Source organism: Streptomyces sp. NPDC001153 (genome assembly GCF_053598315.1).
The window spans coordinates 1-17,147 of record NZ_JBSFJZ010000061.1 but is presented as its reverse complement, the minus strand read 5'-3'; the positions used below and the strand labels follow the sequence as shown (position 1 = coordinate 17,147).

The window sequence follows — 17,147 nt, the reverse complement described above, 5'->3', positions numbered from 1 at the left end:
CTCTACGTCTTTTCCACATACCTGAGCGAACGCAGCCCGCGCTCCAGATGCCAGTGCAGGTAGGCGGACACCAGCCCGCTGCCCTCCCGGACGTGCCGCGCCTCGCACGCGTCCGCCGTCTCCCAGTCTCCCGTAAGCAGCGCCCCGAGGAGTACCAGGGTCTGCGGCGACGGTACGACACTGCCGGGCACCCGGCAGTCGGCGCAGACGGAACCACCGGAGGCCACGGAGAAGAACCGGTTCGGACCGGGCATCCCGCACTTCGCGCAGTCGCTGAAACTCGGGGCATAGCCGTTGACGGCGAGGGAGCGGAGCAGGAAGGCGTCGAGGACGAGGTGGGGCGCGTGCTCGCCCCGGGCGAGGGTCCGCAGGGCACCGACGAGCAGCAGATACTGCTGCACCGCCGGCTCCCCCTCGTGGTCGGTGAACCGCTCGGCGGTCTCCAGCATGGCCGTCCCGGCGGTGTACCGCGCGTAGTCGGTGACGATCCCGCCACCGTACGGCGCGATGGTCTCACTCTGCGTGCACAGCGGCAGCCCCCGCCCGACCAGTTCGCTCCCGCGCGCGAAGAACTGCACGTCGACGTGGGAGAAGGGCTCCAGCCGGGCCCCGAACTTCGACTTGGTCCGCCGCACGCCCCGGGCCACGGCCCGTACCCGCCCGTGACCGCGCGTGAGCAGCGTGATGATCCGGTCCGCCTCGCCCAGCTTCTGGGTGCGCAGCACGATGCCGTCGTCGCGGAACAGACTCATGGCCCCATTCTCGCGCAAGCTCTCCGGTGCCCGGACCCTCGGATACCGGAAATCGTCCGGCGGGCGCCCCTAGGGCACCTCGCCACGGCTGCGGGCGTTGGCGTACGCGGTGGCCGCGCTGAGCCGCTCGGCGGGGGTGGCCGGCCGTACGGCCGCCGGGTCCACGTCCCACTCCCGCCCCCCGCCATAGGGTCTCAGCTGCACATACGGCCCCACATGCCCCATCACTACTCCGATCCGTCCGGTACGGGTGTCCACTGCATGGCTGCCGACGGGTGGCTTCACGGCCAACTCGCTGCCCCTTCCTGCCGGGTTTCACTCTTCGCACATCCAGAGTGACTCTCCGCGTCTAGACTCGGCAGGGGTCTGCGCCCTGCAAGTGCGATGCAGGTCAAGGGGGTTGGCCATGGCCAACGATTCGCGCCAGGCGGCGTGGGAGTTCTTCGGAGCCGAGCTGAAACGGCGCCGGGAGGACAGGGGACTCACCCAGGCCGACCTGGGCACCCGCGTCTTCGTCTCCGGCGGATACATCGGCCAGTTCGAGCAGGCGATCCGCAAGCCCCAGCTGGACGTGGCCCGGCGCATCGACGAAGCCCTGCAAACCGACGGCTTTTTCGAACGGCTCTGGCGAAAGCTCATCAAGGAGCAGCCGTATACCGAGTACTTCGCGCACGTCGCCGAGCTTGAGCGGCTGGCGACCGAGATCTGCGAGTACGCGCCGGCGGTGATCCCGGGGCTCCTTCAGACGCGAGAGTACGCGCAGGCGGTGTTTCGGGCGAGCAATCCGTTCGCGACCCACGAGTACATCGAGGAGCTGGTCAGGGGACGCATGGACCGCACGAGCCTCCTCGACGACGCTACACGGCCGCTGTATTGGGGCGTCCTCCACGAGACGGCCCTGCGCATCCCGGTCGGCGACGCGTCCGTCATGGCGCACCAACTGGACCACACCGCGACGCTGACGCGGCACCACAAGGTGATCGTGCAGGCACTGCCCTTCTCCGCGGGCGCACACCCGGAGATGGGCAAGCTGATGAAGCTCATGGAGTTCGAGGACGCGCCGCCAACCACCTATACAGAAGGCGTGCGTTCGGGGAGCCTGCTGGACGAACCGGCGGTGGTGAAGCAGACCCGGGCGTCCTACGATCACATCAGGGCCGCCGCGCTGTCGCCGGAGGCATCCCTGGCCCTGATCGAGTCGGTGGCGGAGGACTACAGACGATGCGCGAGTTCGACCTGAGCAACGCCCGCTGGCGCAAGAGCAGCTACAGCGGAGGCAGCGGCGGGGAGGACTGCATCGAGGTCGCCGACGGAGCCCCCGGGCTCGTGCCCGTCCGGGACAGCAAGGTGCCCGCTGGTGATGTGCTGGTGGTCGGGGCGGACGCCTGGGGGGAGTTCATCGGCGCCGTGACGGCCGCGCGTCTCTAGGGCAGCCAGGACGTCAGGGGGTCGTGGCACTTGGAGACGTCGGGCTGCTCGGCGCACTGCTGGTAGGCGCGTTCGGCAGGGAGCCGGGACAGGCCGAGCATGGCGAGCGGCAGCGCGGCGACGGCCGTCACCACCACCACGAGGGCGATCTTCACACCCTTGCGCACCGCACCCCTGGCCTTGGCGTCAACCGTCTCACCCATGCCCCCAGAGTAGGGCAGGGCGGGCCAAAAAATGTCCTGCTGATTCTCCCTTTTTGACCAGGTGTCACTCCAGGACTTCCCTCTGTGTCATGATCTGTCCGACGTGAAGACCATGTGAAATTCACACACGTTTCCTTCACGTCTTCGGCACGCTCATCGAGTTCAAGGGGGGAACGCATGCGCGTGAAGACCCTGTCCAGACCAGTCGCTGTCGCCGTGGCGCTGGTGATGTACGCGGGGGGCACGGCTCTGGCCGACGGCACTCCCACCGACCCGCCGGCCGCCGCGGACACGATCGCCCAGCAGGTCAACAACGTCGCACCGCCGGCCGACGTCGTCCCGCCGGCCGAGGGCAAGGACGGCGGCACGCTCACGGCGAGCGGCAGCGACATCAAGGTGACCGCACCGGCGGACAACTCCGGCGCCGTCCAGGTCGCCCCGGCCGACTCACCCGGGGACACCATCGGCATCGGCCTGCCGGGCAGCGGGAGCGGTGACGCGGCGGTCGCCTCCGACGGGACGATCACCTACCAGAACGCCGCGCCCGCCACCGATCTGGCGGTGCAGCCGCTGGACCAGAGCGTCCGCCTGGAGACCGTCGTCCGGGACGGCACCGCGCCGACCCGCTACACCTACCCCGTGAGCCTTCCCGCCGGTGCGACCATGGCGGTGCAGGACGACGGAAGCGTGCTGATATCCGGCACCGACGGCACCTCGCTCGGCGCGTTCGCCGCCCCCTGGGCCAAGGACGCGAACGGCAAGGACATCCCGACCCGGTACGAGGTCCAGGGCGACTCGCTCGTCCAGGTGATCGACCACACCACCACCGCCGACATCGCCTACCCGGTCGTCGCCGACCCGTGGCTGTGGCGCGACCTGATCCACAGCGCCTCCTGGACGTACCACTCCGGCTACGGGTGGACCCTGAAGGTCCAGCCCACCGACTGGCAGCGGTTCTGGAACGGGTACGCTCCGGCGCAGGCCGGCTGGAACGAGCTGTACGCCAAGTACCGGAACCACGGCCTGGACACCAACCTGGGCTCGATGAAGAACCAGTACATCTGTCACGTGCTGATCGTCTCCTGGTACTCGCCGAACAAGGCCACGTGGGACCTCGACGAGTGGCGCCCCGACGTCGGCCTGACCGACACCATCAACCACAAGTGCAACCCGGGCCCGGGAGGCTTCCCCGGGGAGTGGTGAGCCCCGGCAGCACCTGAACGACTCAGGAAAGGCAGTGCGGCATGGCAGCGCCGTTCGCTCCGCTGACGGCGGCGGACCGGGACATCCTGCGGTGGCTCGCCGCGCATCGCGGCGCCGGCTGGACCGCCCTGGCCGAAGGGCTGATGGACCTCGGCCTGAACGTGGTCCTGCTCGCTCTGCTGCTGGCCGCACTGCTCGCCGCGCTGGTGGTACGCCGCCTGCGGCCGCTCGTCGCGGCCGCGGGCGGCGCCGCCGTCGTCTCGGTCGTGGCCTCCCAGGTGCTCAAGCACCTCATCGCACGGCCACGCCCGGACGCAGGCCTCGCACTCGTCCATGCGGGCGGATACTCCATGCCGTCGACGGACGCCGCCCTGGTCGCCGGGCTCACCGCCGCCGCCGTCCTCGCGGTGCGGTGGCCGGGCCGGGCGTGGCGGCTCACCGTGTCGGCCGGTGCGGTCGCGGCGAACCTGGTGACCGGGTGGGCCCTCGTGTATCTCGGGGTGCACTGGACGACCGACGTCCTGGCCGGCTGGCTCCTGGGCGGCACGATCGGCGCCGCCGTCGGCACCCTCGTACGCCGGCGCGCCACCGACGGGGAACCGGCCCCCTGAGGATCTCCCTGCCGGGCCGCTCCGGTTCGGCCGCACTGGTGCGGCCCCTGACGGCTACGCCATTCGTGCATGCGCCCTTGACCACCCCTGGGCGCGCTCCTATGGTCGCGCTGACCCACCGGACGTAGGACGTCGTACCTCCCTGCCCTCTCCCCGCCAGGAGGACCCGTGCGTGACGACGTGACCCACGACATGCCGGCACCACACCGCCGGTCCTTCCTCGGCGGCGTCGGCGCGCTCGCCCTGGCCGCCGGGCTGCCGCCCGCGCTGACCGCCTGCTCAGCCGGACCGGAGTCCACGAACGACACCGGGAGCGGCGGCAGCGGCAAGGACCGGACGCTGACCGCCGTGATCGGCTACGGCAACGACGGCAGCTGGGATCCGACGCAGACGGCGTCGGCGTTCTGCATGGCCGCCAACCACCATGTCTACGAAGGACTGCTGGACACCGATCCGATCACCCGGGTGCCGTACCCGGCGCTCGCCACCGAGGTGCCCAAGGACGCGGGCGCCACCACCTGGCGGTTCACCCTGCGCTCGGGCGCGACCTTCCACGACGGCAAGCCCGTCACCGCCGACGACGTCGTGTTCGTCTTCGACCGGATCCTCGACCCGAAGACCCAGACCCTCGCCAAGGGGTTCTTCGCGAGCTGGCTGAGCGGCGTCCGCAGGGTCGACTCCCGCACCGTCGAGCTCGTGCTCAGGTTCCCCTTCCCCGACGGGCTTTCCCGGCTCACCCTCGCCAAGATCATGCCGCAGCACGTCTTCTCCAGGCCGGGCGGCTGGGACGACGCCATCAAGGGGCTGGCCGTCGGCTCGGGGCCGTACCGGCAGACCGCGCACCATCCGAAGTCCAACACCACCTTCGAGGCGTACGCCGGCTACAACGGGCCCCGCCCGCCCGCCTTCAAGCGGATGAACTGGCTGACCATCGTGGACGCCGCTTCCCGCGTCGCGAAGATCTCCGGGTCCGACGCCGGGGCGCAGATCGCCGACAACATCCCCTACGCCAACATCGCGCGGCTGGAGCAGGGCGGGCTCAAGGTCGCCGGTGGCGCCGGGATGAACAACCTGTTCCTGATGTTCAACACCCGGCACAAGCCGTTCGACGACGTGCGGGTGCGGCAGGCGCTGCACTACGCCATCGACACCGAGAAGATGGTGCAGGTCGCCCTGAAGGGGCACGGCAGGCCGGCCTCCTCGTTCCTCAACGAGGGCAACCCGGCCTACCGGCGCGCCAGGACCGTCTACGACTACGACCCCGAGAAGGCGAAGGCCCTGCTGAAAGCCGCCGGGGTCGACGGCCTCAAGGTCAACATCCTTGCCGTGAACGTCAGTTGGATCGTGGACTGTCTGCCGACCATCAAGTCCTCCTGGGACGCGATCGGCGTGGAGACGACGCTGGCGCCGCAGGAGACCACGGCCGTGTTCACCAAGATGGACCAGAAGCAGGACTACCAGGTCGTCGCCGCGGCCTCCAATCCGAACCAGTTCGGGCTCGACGCCGACCTGATCATGCATTACAACTACGGGCCGCAGAACCTGTGGATGGGGTACACCCGGTGGGCCGGCGACCCCGTCGCCAGGCAGCTCTTCACGGACATGGACCGGGCGACCCGGGAGCCGGACCCGGAGAGGAAGAAGGCGATGATCCAGGACTACATCGATGTCGTCGCCGAGCAGGCCGTGCTGTACCCGGTCGTGCACAACGAGCTGATGACCGCCTGGGATCCCCGGAAGCTCACGGGTATAAGGGCGCAGCCCTACCCCGGCATCAATCTCCTCCAGGCCAAGTGGGTCTGACGGCATGACGGCCGTCGTACGGATCCTGCTCCGCCGTATCGCGCTGCTCGTGCCGCTGATGCTCGGGATCGTGCTGTTCGTGTTCCTGGTGATGCGGTTCTCGGACGTCGATCCCGCGTCCGCGTTCTTCCAGGGCGCCAACCCGACCCCGCAGCAGCTCCACGACTTCCGCGAACGCAACGGCCTGCTCGATCCGCTGCCCGTCCGGTACGTCCACTTCGTCGGCGACCTGCTCCACGGCGACCTCGGCACCAGTGCCCTGACCCGGGCGCCGGTGGCCGACCAGGTCACCACCGCGCTGCCGCTCACCCTCCAGCTGACCTTCCTCGGCCTCGCCCTCGCGGTGGTGCTGGCGCTGGCGGGCGGCGTCACGGCGGCCGTGTACCGGGACCGGATCCCGGACCAGGTCATCCGGGTGGTCTCGCTGCTCGGAGTGGCCGCCCCCGGCTTCTGGCTGGCACTGCTGATGATCCAGTACCTGGCGGTGGACCGCGGCTGGTTCCCGACCGGCGGCTACATCAACCCGGCCGACTCGGTCACCGGCTGGCTGAGGACCATGGCGCTGCCCGCCTTCGCCCTCTCCCTGCCGGTGGCCGCCCAGCTGACGAGGATCGTGCGGACGTCGGTGGTGGAGGAGCTGGACAAGGACTATGTGCGGACCGCGATCGGGAGCGGGCTGCCGCCGTGGGTCGTCGTCGGGCGGAACGTCCTGCGCAACGCCCTGGTCAATCCGCTGACGGTGCTCGGGCTGCGGGTCGGTTACCTCCTCGGCGGTGCCGTCGTCATCGAGACGATCTTCTCGCTGCCCGGCATGGGCAAGCTGATGATCGACGCCGTGCAGAACGGCGACCCGGCGGTGGTGCAGGGAGTGGTGCTGACGACCGCCACCGGGTTCGTCGTCGTCAATCTCGTCATCGACATCCTGTATCTGCTGGTCAACCCACGTCTGAGGACGGGCTGATGGTCACGCGCGCCAGTCTTGCCGAGCGGCTCTCCCGGCCCGGCGGCGTGCGGCTGCGGGGCCGGCGCCGGCTGCCGCTGCTGTCGAAGGCCGCCGTCTGCTTCCTGGTCCTCGTCCTCCTCGTCGCCGTACTCGCCCCGCTGCTTGCCCCCGACGATCCGCTGGACCAGCAGGACCCGGTCGGCGGCAGCGGGCATCCGTCCGCCGCGCACTGGCTCGGGCAGGACAGCCTCGGCCGGGACATCCTGAGCCGGCTGATGTACGGCGCCCGGTGGTCGCTGGCGATCGGGCTGGGGGCGACGGCGCTCGCGCTGGCCGTGGGTGCCGTCATCGGGGCGGTGGCCGCCACCTCCCGCAAGGCGGTCGACGAGACGCTGATGCGCTGCCTGGACGTGGTGATGGCGTTCCCGGGGATCGCGCTCGCGGCCGTGCTGGTCGCGGTCTTCGGAGGCGGGATCGGCGTGCTGATCTGCGCCATCGCCTTCCTGTTCATCCCGCCGGTGGCGCGGGTGATGCGGGCCAACGTCCTCGACCAGTACGGCGAGGACTACGTCACCGCGGAACGGGTGATCGGCGCCCGTACGCCCCACATCGTGGCCCGGCACGTGGCCGTCAACTGCGCCGCCCCGGTGCTGGTGTTCTGCACGGTCCAGGTCGCCGAGGCGATCGTGTTCGAGGCGTCGCTGTCCTTCATCGGCGCCGGGGTGCGGCCCCCGGACCCGTCCTGGGGCAGTGTCATCGCCGACGGCAAGAACATGGTGCTGACCGGCGGCTGGTGGGCGACCGTCTTCCCCGGGCTGCTGATCCTGCTGACCGTGCTGTCGCTGAACATCCTCTCCGAGGGCGTGTCCGACGCGTGGGCGGCACCGGCCGCGCGGGAGGTGGCCTCACCCGAGGACCGGTGGGAGACGGCGGAACCCGGTGACGTACTGCCGCTCCCCGGGCTGACCGAGGCCGCCCGGCGGCTGCGGTCCCGGGCCCGGCCGCTGCCCGACCGGAGCGGGCAGCCGGTGCTCGCCGTGGAGAACCTCACCATCGGCTTCCCGGACCGGCACCGGGGCGTGGACATCGTCGCCGGGGTCGGCTTCGAGGTGTACCCCGGCGAAGTGCTCGGCCTGGTGGGCGAGTCGGGCTGCGGGAAGTCGCTGACCGCGCTGACCGTCATGGGGCTGCAGCCGAGGGGCGCGCGCATCGGCGGCCAGGTGCGGTTCCGGCAGCGGGACCTGCTCGCCGAGCCGATGCGGGCCAGGCGGCGGCTGCTCGGGCACGAGATGGCGATGGTCCACCAGGACGCCCTGTCCTCGCTGAACCCGGCGATGACCATCCGCGCCCAGCTGAAACAGCTCGTCCGGCGGGGTGGCCGGCGCAGTCCGCGCGAGCTCATGGAGCTGGTCGGCCTGGACCCCGAGCGCACCCTGCGCAGCTATCCGCACGAGCTGTCCGGCGGGCAGCGCCAGCGCGTGCTCATCGCCATGGCACTCTCCCGCGAGCCACAGCTGATCGTCGCCGACGAGCCGACGACCGCCCTGGACGTCACCGTGCAGGCCCAGGTGATGGAGCTGCTGCTGCGGCTGCGCGAGGAGCTCGGGTTCGCGCTGATCCTGGTCTCGCACGACCTGGCGCTGGTCGCCGACGTCACCGACCGGGTGGTGGTGATGTACGGCGGGCAGATCGTGGAGAGCGGGGTGACCGCCGACCTGGTGGCGGCGCCGGCCCACCACTACACGCGCGGGCTGCTCGGCAGCGTGCTCTCGCTGGAGTCGGCCGAGGAACGCATCACGCAGATCAAGGGGGTCGTACCGGCCCCGGCCGACTTCCCGGCGGGCTGCCGCTTCGCCGACCGCTGCCCGCTGGCGAGCGAGGTGTGCCACGCGCAGACGCCCGTCCTGGCCGGTACGGCCACCCACACGGCCGCCTGCCATCATCCGGCCGTGCCGGTGGAGGAGGCTCCGCAGTGAACGCCGTCATCGACGTCCGGGACGCCCACGTCGTGCACAGGGCCCGCAGCGGCGGGCTGCTGCGCCGCGACCGGGTGTACGCCCTGACCGGAGCCGACCTCACCGTGGCCGCCGGGGAGACGGTGGGCGTGGTGGGCGAGTCGGGGTGCGGGAAGTCGACGCTGGCGCGGGTGCTGGTGGGCATCCAGCGGCCGACGTCCGGAACGGTGGCGTTCCGGGGCCGGGACCTGTGGAGGATGCCGCCCGCCGAGCGCCGGGCCACCGTCGGCGCGGGCGTCGGGATGGTCTTCCAGGACCCGTCGACCGCGCTCAACCGGCGGCTCACCGTACGGCGGATCCTGCGCGACCCGCTGGATGTGCACCAGCGGGGCACGCGGGCCGAACGGGAGGACCGGGTGAGGGAGTTGATGGGCCTGGTCGGGCTGCCCCGGGCGCTGGCCGACGCGCTGCCCGGACAGCTCTCCGGCGGGCAGCGGCAGCGCGTCGCCATCGCCCGCGCCCTCGCCCTGGACCCGGCGCTGGTGGTCGCCGACGAGCCGACCAGCTCCCTGGACGTGTCGGTCCGCGCGCAGATCCTGAACCTCCTGCTGGACCTGAAGGAGCGCCTCGGTCTGGCCCTGGTGTTCGTCTCGCACGACATCCAGACGGTACGGCGGATGAGCGACCGGGTGATCACCATGTACCTGGGCCGGATCGTGGAGGAGACCCCGGCCGGCCGGGTCACCGACGCCGCCCGGCACCCGTACACCCGTGCCCTGTTCTCGGCCACGCCCGGCCTGCTGGATCCCCTCGACCCGATCCCGCTGACCGGTCCGGTGCCCTCGGCGACCCGGCCGCCCGGCGGCTGCCCGTTCCGCACCCGCTGCTGGAAGGCGGACGGGTTGTGTGCCGAGGTGATGCCGGACTTCTCGGCCGCGTGGCGGCCCGGACACCGCTACCGGTGCCACCATCCTGTCGAGGAGGAGGAATCGACCCGCGACCTAGCACGCCAGGAGCCCTGACATGCCCTTCCCCACCCCGCTCACCGGTGTCGTCCCGCCCGTCTGCACGCCCCTGACACCGGAGCGCGAGGTGGACGTCCGCTCGCTGCTCAGGCTGGTCGACCACCTGGTGGAGGGCGGGGTGCACGGGCTGTTCCTGCTCGGGTCCACGTCCGAGGCCGCGTTCCTCACCGACCGGCAGCGCAGGCAGGTCGTGGAGGCGGTCGTGGCGCACGTGGGCGGCCAGTTGCCGGTCCTGGCCGGCGCCATCGACATGACCACGCCGCGCGTCCTGGACCACGTCGCGGCGGTCGCGGCGGCCGGAGCGGAGGCGGTGGTCGTCACCGCCCCCTTCTACGCCCGCACCCACCGCTCCGAGATCGTCCACCACTACCGCCGGATCGCCGCCGCGTCCGCGGTGCCGGTCATCGCCTACGACATCCCCGTCGCCGTGCACACCAAGCTCCCCGCCGAGGTGGTGCTGGGTCTGGCCGCCGACCGGGTACTGGCCGGGATCAAGGACTCCAGCGGGGACCTGGCCGCCTTCCGCGAGATCGTCACCGGCTCCCGCGCGCACCCCGGGTTCAGCGTGCTGACCGGCTCCGAGCTCATCGTGGACTCCGCGCTGGCGCTGGGTGCCGACGGGGCGGTGCCGGGGCTGGCCAACGTCGACCCGCACGGGTACGTCCGGCTGTACCGGATGTGCCGCGCCGGCGACTGGGAGGGGGCGCGGGCGGAGCAGGAACGGCTGTGCGCGCTGTTCGGGATGGTCACGGTCGGGGATCCGGCGCGGATGGGCGGCAGCTCGTCGGCGCTGGGCGCGTTCAAGGCCGCGCTGCACCTGCGGGGCGTCATCGACTGCCCGGTGACGGCGGAGCCGCAGGTGCCGTTGTCCGGGGAGGAGGCCGAGAGGGTCGGCAAGTTCCTGGCGGCGGCGGGGTTGCTGTAGTCCCTTCCGGCTCAGGTCAGGGTCAGTCTGCGGAACTCCAGGGTGTCGTAGCTGTGGGTGGTGCCCGTCTCGTACAGCACGCCGATCGTGTCCTGGCCGAGCTGGACCAGGTCGGAGTAGGCGGCCGGGCGGTCCGAGAGGGTGAGCAGCCTGGTGAAGGTGTGGCCGCAGTCCGTGCTGGACCAGATCGCCAGGGCGCGGCGGGCGGTCGGCACTGAGGGGCCGGAGAACAGCAACGGGGCTTTGCGGCCGGTGAGTTGGAGGAGGCTGCCCTGGACGACCGGGACGTCGTTCAGGGTGGGCTGGACGGCGTAGGGGCGGTCGAGGGTGGTGCCGCCGTCGCCGGAGTAGGTGTCGAGGCGGTTGCCGGGGGCGGTGCCGTACTGGTCGCGGGCGTTGAAGTAGAGCCTGCCGTCCGGGAGTTGGGCGGCGGTCGTCTCGTTGACGTTGGTCACGCCGTCGCGGGTGTCGGTCACGAAGCCGAGGTGCCAGGTGCGGCCGCCGTCGTCGCTGTAGAGCGCGTGCCCGCCGTCGTACCGGGCCCCGCGGCCGGAGGAACCGGCGGGCGGGGCGACGGAGTGGTTGGCGGGGACGAGCAGGCGGCCGGCGTGCGGGCCCCGGGTGAGGGCGACGGCGTGGCCGGGCCCGGTGGCGTACCAGCGCCAGCCGGGCCGCTTCACCTGGGCCGTGATGTCCGCCGGGGGTGTGAAGTGCCGGCCGTCGTCCCAGCTGCGCTGCACGAACACCCGGCGGTCCGCCGCACCCTGCTGGATCTGTCCCTCCGTCGCCCTCCCGCTGTTGGCGCAGGTCACCAGGACGACGGCACCGGTGCGCGGGTCCACCACCGGCGCCGGGTTGCCCCGGGTGTCGCCGTCTCCGGCGGCCACGACGGTCAGCGGGCCCCAGGTGCAGCCGCCGTCGGTGGAGCGGCGCAGGACGACATCGATGTCACCGCTGTCGCCGACGCCGTCCCGCCGCCCCTCGGCGAAGGCCAGCAGGGTGCCGGTGGGGGTCTTCCCGCGCGAGTCGCTTCGGGCGTGGGGGAGGGTCCGCACGATCGCGGGGATCCGGTAGGCGGCGTAGCCGCCCTGACCGGAGACGTACGGCACCGAGGAGACGCAGCGGGGGTTGGCTTGTCCGTGGCGGGCGTGTGCGGACGTGGCGCGGGCGGGTGTCTCTCGTGCCGTCCCACCGGTCATGGGCGTCGCCCGGGCGGAGGCCGCCGTGGAGAGGCAGGCGGTGAGCGAGGTGAGGAGCGCGAGGGCGGTGAGCAGGGTGCGGCTCTTCGGTGTCACCCGCCCATGCTCCCAGGAATCACCAGCCCCGACTCGTAGCCGACGATCACCAGCTGGGCGCGGTCCCGGGCGCCGAGCTTGCCCATGATCCGGCTGACGTGGGTCTTGGCGGTGAGCGGGCTCAGCCCCAACACCTCGGCGATCTCGGCGTTGTTGAGGCCGCGCGCGACCAGGGTCAGCACCTCGCGCTCCCGGTCCGACAGGCACTCGGGGCCGCCCGTGGCGGGGGCGGACGGGCTGCGCAGGAACCGCTCGATCAGGCGTGCCGTGGGCCCCGGTGAGAGCAGTGCCTCGCCCGCCGCGACCGTGCGGATCGCGTCGAGGAGGTCGGCCGGACGGGTGTCCTTCACCAGGAATCCGGAGGCACCGGCGCGCAGCGCCTCCACCACGTGCTCGTCGGTGTCGTAGGTGGTGAGCACCAGGACCCTGACCCCGGCGAGGTCCTCGTCGGCGGCGATCAGCCGGGTCGCCTCGATGCCGTCGAGGCCGGGCATGCGGATGTCCATCAGCACCACGTCGGCGCGCTCGGCGCGGGCGAGGTCGACGGCCGCGCCGCCGGTGCCGGCCTGCCCGACGACCTCCATGTCCGGCGCCGACTCCACGAGCATCGCGAACGCGGCCCGCACCAGGGTCTGGTCGTCGGCGAGCAGTACCCGGATCATCTCCGGTCCCCCGGTTTCTCCCCCAGCGGCAGTACGGCGCTCACCTCGTAGCCCCGGCCGTCGGCGCGCGGTCCGGCGTCGACCGTGCCGCCGACGCTGCGGGCCCGCTCCCGCATCCCGACGAGCCCGAAGCCGGGCGGACCGTCGCCGGCGCCGCCCGCACCGTCGTCGGTGACCCGGACGCGCAGGGCGCCCCGCTCCTCGTACACGCCCACGCGCACGGTCAGGTCGGCCCGGCCGCCGTGCCGTACCGCGTTGGTGAGCGCCTCCTGCACGATCCGGTAGGCGGCGGCGCCGACGGCCGGCGGCACCCCGTCGGCCCGCACGGTCAGCTCCACCCGGGCGGCCGCCGACTTCGCGAGTTCGGCGAGGCCCTCGAGGCCGGGCAGCGGGCCGCGGGCGTCCGGGGTGCCGGGGTCGCGCAGCACCTCCAGGGTCGTACGGAGTTCGCCGCGGGCCGTGCGGCAGGTCTCGGCGATGTCGTCGAGGGCCTTCGCGACGGCCGTACGGTCCAGGCGTTCGGGGTCGGCCTCCAGGACGTGCGCGGCGACCGAGGTCTGCACGCCGATGAGGGTGATGGTGTGGGCGAGCAGGTCGTGCAGGTCGCGGGCGACGCGCAGGCGTTCCTCGGCGACCCGGCGCCGGGCCTCCTCCTCGCGGGTCCGTTCGGCGCGTTCGGCGCGTTCCACGGCGGCGGCGGCGTTCTCCCGGTGGACGCGGAGGTACCCGCCGAGGACCAGCATGGAGACGATCCAGCCGGTGATCTGGAAGCTCACCTGGACCCCGGCCATGCCGTGGCGGATCTTCAGCAGCAGCATCAGCATGACGACGGCGGCGCCGACGAAGGCCGTGCGCCGGGGGCCGTGGGTCACCGCCACCGTGTAGAGGACGACCATCGAGGCGGCGGTGGGCGCCGAGTGGTTGTAGTCCAGCTGGTGGTAGGTCGCGATCAGCGTGATCATGACGGCCAGCACGGTGAGCGGGGCCCTCCGGCGCCAGGCCAGCGGCACGTGCAGGCCGAGCAGCAGGGCCCAGCCGAGCGCGTCCGGGTGCCGGCCGCTGCCGACGGTGACGGCGATGGCGGAGGCGAGCGCGGCGAGCGCGGCGGCCAGGAGCGCGTCCTGCCGCAGGGGATCCAGGGACGCGAGGGTCCGGCCGGGCCGGGACGCGGCGATGGTGGCCTGCACGGGGTTCGTGACGGTTGCCTGCACGGGATTCATCTTCCGCTACGCGTTCACCGGCTCCGGTGTCCGGTCGGCGTCCGGTGCCGGACGGGACAGCCGGCCCGGCCACCACACCCTGTGCCCGAGCGCGACGCTCGCGCTGGTCACCAGGTAGGTGCGGACGAGGAAGGTGTCCAGCAGGACGCCGACGGCGATGACGAAGCCCAGCTCGACCAGCGGCACCAGGCCCATGTTGGTCAGCACCGCGAAGGTGGCGGCGAGCACCAGTCCGGCGGAGGCGATGACCCCGCCGGTGGTGCGCAGGGCGGTGAGGGCGGCTGCCGCCGGTTCGGCGCCTTTGACCGACTCCTCCCGCATCCGGTGCATCAGGAAGATGCCGTAGTCGACGCCGAGGGCGACCAGGAAGACGAAGGACAGCAGGCCGAGGCCGGGGTCGGTGCCGGGGAAGCCGAACAGGGGCCCGAAGGCGAGCCCGCCGAGGCCGAGGGCGGCGCCCCACACGGCGACGACGGCCGCGACGAGGAGCAGCGGGGCGACCAGGGAGCGCAGCAGGACGACCAGGATCAGCAGCACGGACAGCAGCACGATCGGGACGACCACGAGACGGTCGCGGGCGCCTGTGTCCTTCAGGTCGAGCTGCTGGGCGCTGGGCCCGCCGACGTGGGAGCCGGGCAGCCGGTGCCGGAGCGCCTCGATGGTGGCGGTCTCGGCGGCGGACTGGGGCGGGGCGGACGCGGTCACCGTGATCTCGGTCCAGCCGCCGCCGGTACGGCCCTCGCGGGCGTCCGCCACTCCCCTGGTGCCCTTGACGACGGCGAGGCTCGCGTCGGCCCGCCATGCCGGGGTCATGATGTCGATGGGCTGCGCGGACCGCTCCGGGTAGGCCTTGGCGACGGTTTCCATGGCGGTCACGGACTCGGGCCGGTGCACGAAGGTGTCCAGCTGCTTGATCGCGCCGGGCAGGTTCAGGGTGCCCAGCGCGAGCGCGCCGAGCAGGACGGCGCCGGAGGCGAGGACGGTCAGCGGGCGGCGCCCGGCCGAGGAGCCCATCGCCGCGAACAGGGACCGGCGGCGGGCCTTGGGCTCGCTGCCGTACGCCGGGAGAAGCGGCCAGAAGACGCGGCGGCCGAGCAGGACGAGGACGGCGGGGAGCAGGGTGAGCATCGCGGCGAGCGCGCACAGCACGCCGACCGTGCCGAGCGGCCCCATGCCCCGGCTGGAGTTGAGGTCGGCGGCGAGCAGGCAGAGCAGTCCGGCGGCGACCGTGCCGGAGGAGGCGAGGACGGCGGGCCCGCAGCCGCGCAGGGCGGCGCGCATCGCGTCGTACGGGCGCTCGTGCCGGCGGAGTTCCTCGCGGTAACGGGAGACGAGGAGCAGGGCGTAGTCAGTGCCGGCGCCGAAGACGAGGATGGTCATGATGCCGGCGCTCTGACCGGAGACGGTGGTGCCGAAGGCCTGGTTGAGGCCGTAGGCGGCGGCGCGGGCGAGGAAGTCGGAGAGGCCGGCGACGAGGAGCGGGACCAGCCACAGCAGGGGGCTGCGGTAGATGAGGACGAGCAGGAGCGCGACGACGGCGACCGTGGTGTAGAGCAGGGGTCCGCCGAGCGAGGCGTACACCCCGGAGGCGTCGGTGGCGAGCGCGGCCGCACCGCCCACCTGCACGCTCAACCCACCCTGGTCATGCGCGACTTGGCGGACGTCGTCTACGAAGGTGTTCCGCTTCTTCTCGTCCGTGCCGGGCTCGTTGCTGGTGACCGGGTAGATGAGGGTGGTGCCGTCGGCGGACGGGATGCCGTGCGGGGTGCTTCCGGACAGAGGGTGCCGGTGGGCGATCTCGGCGACCTGGGTCCGTGCCGTGGTCCGGTCGGCGGCGGTGAGACCGGTGGACCGGTGGTAGACGAGGACCAGCTCGGTGCTCTGGCCGCCGGGCAGCCGGTCCTGCAGCTTGGCGGCCTGGGTGGAGTCGGCGGACGCCGGCAGGTAGTCGGTGGCCCGGTCGTGCTGGACGTCGGCCAGCTGGGCGGCGAACGGCCCGGCGACGGCCAGCAGCACCGCCCACAGCCCGACCACCAGCCAGGGCAGCCCCCGGCCTTTTCGTGTCTTCGCGGCCCCCATGGAAATCGGGCCTCCCCTCCGCAGCGGATGTCTGGATACGGCTTCCAGACTTCCGGCGAAAGGGACGCCGTTCGTCGGGCCTGAAGGCGAGTTCGGCGCTACTGCCGGGGGTGACCGGGGCGCGCCGTTACTCCCGGGGGAGTATCAGGACGGCGTCCGCGCCGCTGCCAGCAGGCGGGTCACGTCGGGGGCGCAGATGGTGAGGGCCGCGCCCACCGTGGTGAGGGCGTCGCGTTCGGCGGGGGTGTAGGGGCCGTCGGCGAGGGCGATGCGGGCGGCCTGGAGGAGGAGGGACTCGCGGCCGGCCGGGGCGAGGTGCGGGGCGAGCGGGTCCAGGGCCTCGTGCAGCTCTATGGTCAGGCTGGTGCCGCACTCCGCGCCGAGGACCCGGCCGGTGTCGGCGGCGAGGGCCTCGACCAGGGCGGCCAGCTGTTCCTCGGTGCAGCCGTCGAAGCCGGCGGCGCGCACCGCTGCCGCGGCCGTCTCCAGGGCCGTACGGGAGGAGGTGCCGCCCGCGGCGAGCACGGCGAGGGCGACGGTGTGCACGGCGTCGCGGAGCATCGCGGAGAAGCGGCGGGTGGTGGGGTGGTCGAGGACGTCGGTGCCGTAGTGGTGGCGGCAGGCGGCGCACTCCACGACCGGGCCCGCGGTGCCGCGCGGCAGCAGGGGGACGCCGAGCAGGGTGAGCCTGCGGCGGCCGGTGAGCCGTTGGTAGTTGCGGTCGCCTCCGCAGCCGGGGCAGTAGAACTCGCCGTCCCCCACGGGTGTCCACGCGGTGCGGATGCGCAGGATGTGCACAGCCCTGGTGGCACGGCCGTCTCGTCCCCGTACTGGCAGCACGTCGCACCTCCGTAACGACGCGGCAACATCGCCGCGCTGGCGTGATGTTAGCCACATCACCAAGGCTGAGTCAGTACCCCGTAAGAGACCTTTCTGTGACCTGACCGGCCCCGTGGCCGAGAACAGCCGGGGCGGCGGGCCCGCCCGCGGCGCCGGGGGGGGGGCGGCCGCCCCGCGGGGCGGGGGGGGCGGGGGCGCCCCGG

The 17,147-nt window shown here is 72.5% G+C and carries 17 protein-coding genes; 9 read left to right on the top strand and 8 right to left on the bottom strand.

The genetic code is table 11. The features are described from left to right. Positions 1 to 2 precede the first annotated feature (2 nt). Both recO and ACWDEN_RS42410 read right to left on the bottom strand, forming a co-directional pair. Positions 3 to 752, bottom strand: coding sequence for a DNA repair protein RecO (recO, locus tag ACWDEN_RS42415; protein ID WP_450863279.1), 750 nt, complete (start codon positions 750 to 752; stop codon positions 3 to 5). A gap of 69 nt (positions 753 to 821) precedes the next feature. Further along, complete coding sequence (locus ACWDEN_RS42410; protein ID WP_069783868.1) at positions 822 to 1,037, bottom strand: hypothetical protein; 216 nt, start codon at positions 1,035 to 1,037, stop codon at positions 822 to 824. A gap of 121 nt (positions 1,038 to 1,158) precedes the next feature. Here ACWDEN_RS42410 and ACWDEN_RS42405 point away from each other — a divergent pair, with 121 nt between their 5' ends. Continuing rightward, the gene (locus ACWDEN_RS42405; RefSeq protein ID WP_450863313.1) at positions 1,159 to 1,992 is read left to right on the top strand and encodes a helix-turn-helix domain-containing protein; all 834 of its coding nucleotides are present in this window, start codon (positions 1,159 to 1,161) and stop codon (positions 1,990 to 1,992) included. Further along, positions 1,974 to 2,180: a DUF397 domain-containing protein gene (locus tag ACWDEN_RS42400; protein ID WP_351616855.1), complete on the top strand. Its 207-nt coding sequence runs from the start codon at positions 1,974 to 1,976 to the stop codon at positions 2,178 to 2,180. The genes ACWDEN_RS42405 and ACWDEN_RS42400 overlap by 19 nt, the downstream gene beginning before the upstream one ends. Here ACWDEN_RS42400 and ACWDEN_RS42395 read toward each other — a convergent pair. Next, the gene (locus ACWDEN_RS42395; protein ID WP_069781003.1) at positions 2,177 to 2,383 is read right to left on the bottom strand and encodes a hypothetical protein; all 207 of its coding nucleotides are present in this window, start codon (positions 2,381 to 2,383) and stop codon (positions 2,177 to 2,179) included. The two genes, ACWDEN_RS42400 and ACWDEN_RS42395, sit on opposite strands and share 4 nt — an antisense overlap. 177 nt (positions 2,384 to 2,560) lie before the next feature. Between ACWDEN_RS42395 and ACWDEN_RS42390 the strand changes: the two genes are divergently transcribed. From ACWDEN_RS42390 to ACWDEN_RS42360, 7 genes are all read left to right on the top strand, one after another. Then, entirely contained in the window at positions 2,561 to 3,586 is a 1,026-nt protein-coding gene (locus ACWDEN_RS42390) for a DUF2599 domain-containing protein (protein ID WP_351616851.1), read from the top strand. Positions 3,587 to 3,627: 41 nt separating this feature from the next. Next, entirely contained in the window at positions 3,628 to 4,197 is a 570-nt protein-coding gene (locus ACWDEN_RS42385) for a phosphatase PAP2 family protein (protein WP_450863276.1), read from the top strand. Positions 4,198 to 4,389: 192 nt separating this feature from the next. After that, positions 4,390 to 6,000, top strand: coding sequence for an ABC transporter substrate-binding protein (locus ACWDEN_RS42380; RefSeq protein ID WP_351622121.1), 1,611 nt, complete (start codon positions 4,390 to 4,392; stop codon positions 5,998 to 6,000). Positions 6,001 to 6,004: 4 nt separating this feature from the next. After that, a complete protein-coding gene (locus ACWDEN_RS42375) occupies positions 6,005 to 6,961 on the top strand; it encodes an ABC transporter permease (RefSeq protein ID WP_351622094.1) in 957 nt (318 codons plus the stop codon). After that, positions 6,961 to 8,919, top strand: coding sequence for a dipeptide/oligopeptide/nickel ABC transporter permease/ATP-binding protein (locus tag ACWDEN_RS42370; RefSeq protein ID WP_450863274.1), 1,959 nt, complete (start codon positions 6,961 to 6,963; stop codon positions 8,917 to 8,919). Before ACWDEN_RS42375 ends, ACWDEN_RS42370 begins: the two co-directional genes overlap by 1 nt. Beyond that, positions 8,916 to 9,920 (top strand): oligopeptide/dipeptide ABC transporter ATP-binding protein, encoded by a 1,005-nt coding sequence (locus ACWDEN_RS42365; protein ID WP_450863272.1) that lies wholly within the window; start codon positions 8,916 to 8,918, stop codon positions 9,918 to 9,920. Before ACWDEN_RS42370 ends, ACWDEN_RS42365 begins: the two co-directional genes overlap by 4 nt. Position 9,921: 1 nt before the next feature. Continuing rightward, complete coding sequence (locus ACWDEN_RS42360; RefSeq protein ID WP_450863270.1) at positions 9,922 to 10,848, top strand: dihydrodipicolinate synthase family protein; 927 nt, start codon at positions 9,922 to 9,924, stop codon at positions 10,846 to 10,848. A gap of 11 nt (positions 10,849 to 10,859) precedes the next feature. Here ACWDEN_RS42360 and ACWDEN_RS42355 read toward each other — a convergent pair whose 3' ends face one another. The 5 genes from ACWDEN_RS42355 to ACWDEN_RS42335 form a co-directional block, all read right to left on the bottom strand. After that, entirely contained in the window at positions 10,860 to 12,143 is a 1,284-nt protein-coding gene (locus tag ACWDEN_RS42355; protein ID WP_351622106.1) for a sialidase family protein, read from the bottom strand. Further along, on the bottom strand, positions 12,140 to 12,805 hold the full coding sequence (locus ACWDEN_RS42350) for a response regulator (RefSeq protein ID WP_450863267.1): 666 nt from the start codon (positions 12,803 to 12,805) through the stop codon (positions 12,140 to 12,142). Before ACWDEN_RS42350 ends, ACWDEN_RS42355 begins: the two co-directional genes overlap by 4 nt. Further along, entirely contained in the window at positions 12,802 to 14,016 is a 1,215-nt protein-coding gene (locus ACWDEN_RS42345) for a sensor histidine kinase (protein WP_351622112.1), read from the bottom strand. Before ACWDEN_RS42345 ends, ACWDEN_RS42350 begins: the two co-directional genes overlap by 4 nt. 15 nt (positions 14,017 to 14,031) lie before the next feature. Next, a complete protein-coding gene (locus tag ACWDEN_RS42340; RefSeq protein WP_450863265.1) occupies positions 14,032 to 16,104 on the bottom strand; it encodes an MMPL family transporter in 2,073 nt (690 codons plus the stop codon). Positions 16,105 to 16,248: 144 nt separating this feature from the next. After that, entirely contained in the window at positions 16,249 to 16,944 is a 696-nt protein-coding gene (locus tag ACWDEN_RS42335) for a TerB family tellurite resistance protein (protein WP_351622118.1), read from the bottom strand. Positions 16,945 to 17,147 lie beyond the last annotated feature (203 nt).

What these genes read in the sequence shown, in the direction of transcription:
- ACWDEN_RS42400 (WP_351616855.1), top strand. Translation starts at nt 1,974, where the DNA reads ATGCGCGAGTTCGACCTGAGCAACGCCCGCTGGCGCAAGAGCAGCTAC.
- ACWDEN_RS42395 (WP_069781003.1), bottom strand. Translation starts at nt 2,383, where the DNA reads ATGGGTGAGACGGTTGACGCCAAGGCCAGGGGTGCGGTGCGCAAGGGT.
- ACWDEN_RS42360 (WP_450863270.1), top strand. Translation starts at nt 9,922, where the DNA reads ATGCCCTTCCCCACCCCGCTCACCGGTGTCGTCCCGCCCGTCTGCACG.
- ACWDEN_RS42370 (WP_450863274.1), top strand. Translation starts at nt 6,961, where the DNA reads ATGGTCACGCGCGCCAGTCTTGCCGAGCGGCTCTCCCGGCCCGGCGGC.
- ACWDEN_RS42405 (WP_450863313.1), top strand. Translation starts at nt 1,159, where the DNA reads ATGGCCAACGATTCGCGCCAGGCGGCGTGGGAGTTCTTCGGAGCCGAG.
- ACWDEN_RS42375 (WP_351622094.1), top strand. Translation starts at nt 6,005, where the DNA reads ATGACGGCCGTCGTACGGATCCTGCTCCGCCGTATCGCGCTGCTCGTG.
- recO (WP_450863279.1), bottom strand. Translation starts at nt 752, where the DNA reads ATGAGTCTGTTCCGCGACGACGGCATCGTGCTGCGCACCCAGAAGCTG.
- ACWDEN_RS42340 (WP_450863265.1), bottom strand. Translation starts at nt 16,104, where the DNA reads ATGGGGGCCGCGAAGACACGAAAAGGCCGGGGGCTGCCCTGGCTGGTG.
- ACWDEN_RS42350 (WP_450863267.1), bottom strand. Translation starts at nt 12,805, where the DNA reads ATGATCCGGGTACTGCTCGCCGACGACCAGACCCTGGTGCGGGCCGCG.
- ACWDEN_RS42380 (WP_351622121.1), top strand. Translation starts at nt 4,390, where the DNA reads ATGCCGGCACCACACCGCCGGTCCTTCCTCGGCGGCGTCGGCGCGCTC.
- ACWDEN_RS42385 (WP_450863276.1), top strand. Translation starts at nt 3,628, where the DNA reads ATGGCAGCGCCGTTCGCTCCGCTGACGGCGGCGGACCGGGACATCCTG.
- ACWDEN_RS42390 (WP_351616851.1), top strand. Translation starts at nt 2,561, where the DNA reads ATGCGCGTGAAGACCCTGTCCAGACCAGTCGCTGTCGCCGTGGCGCTG.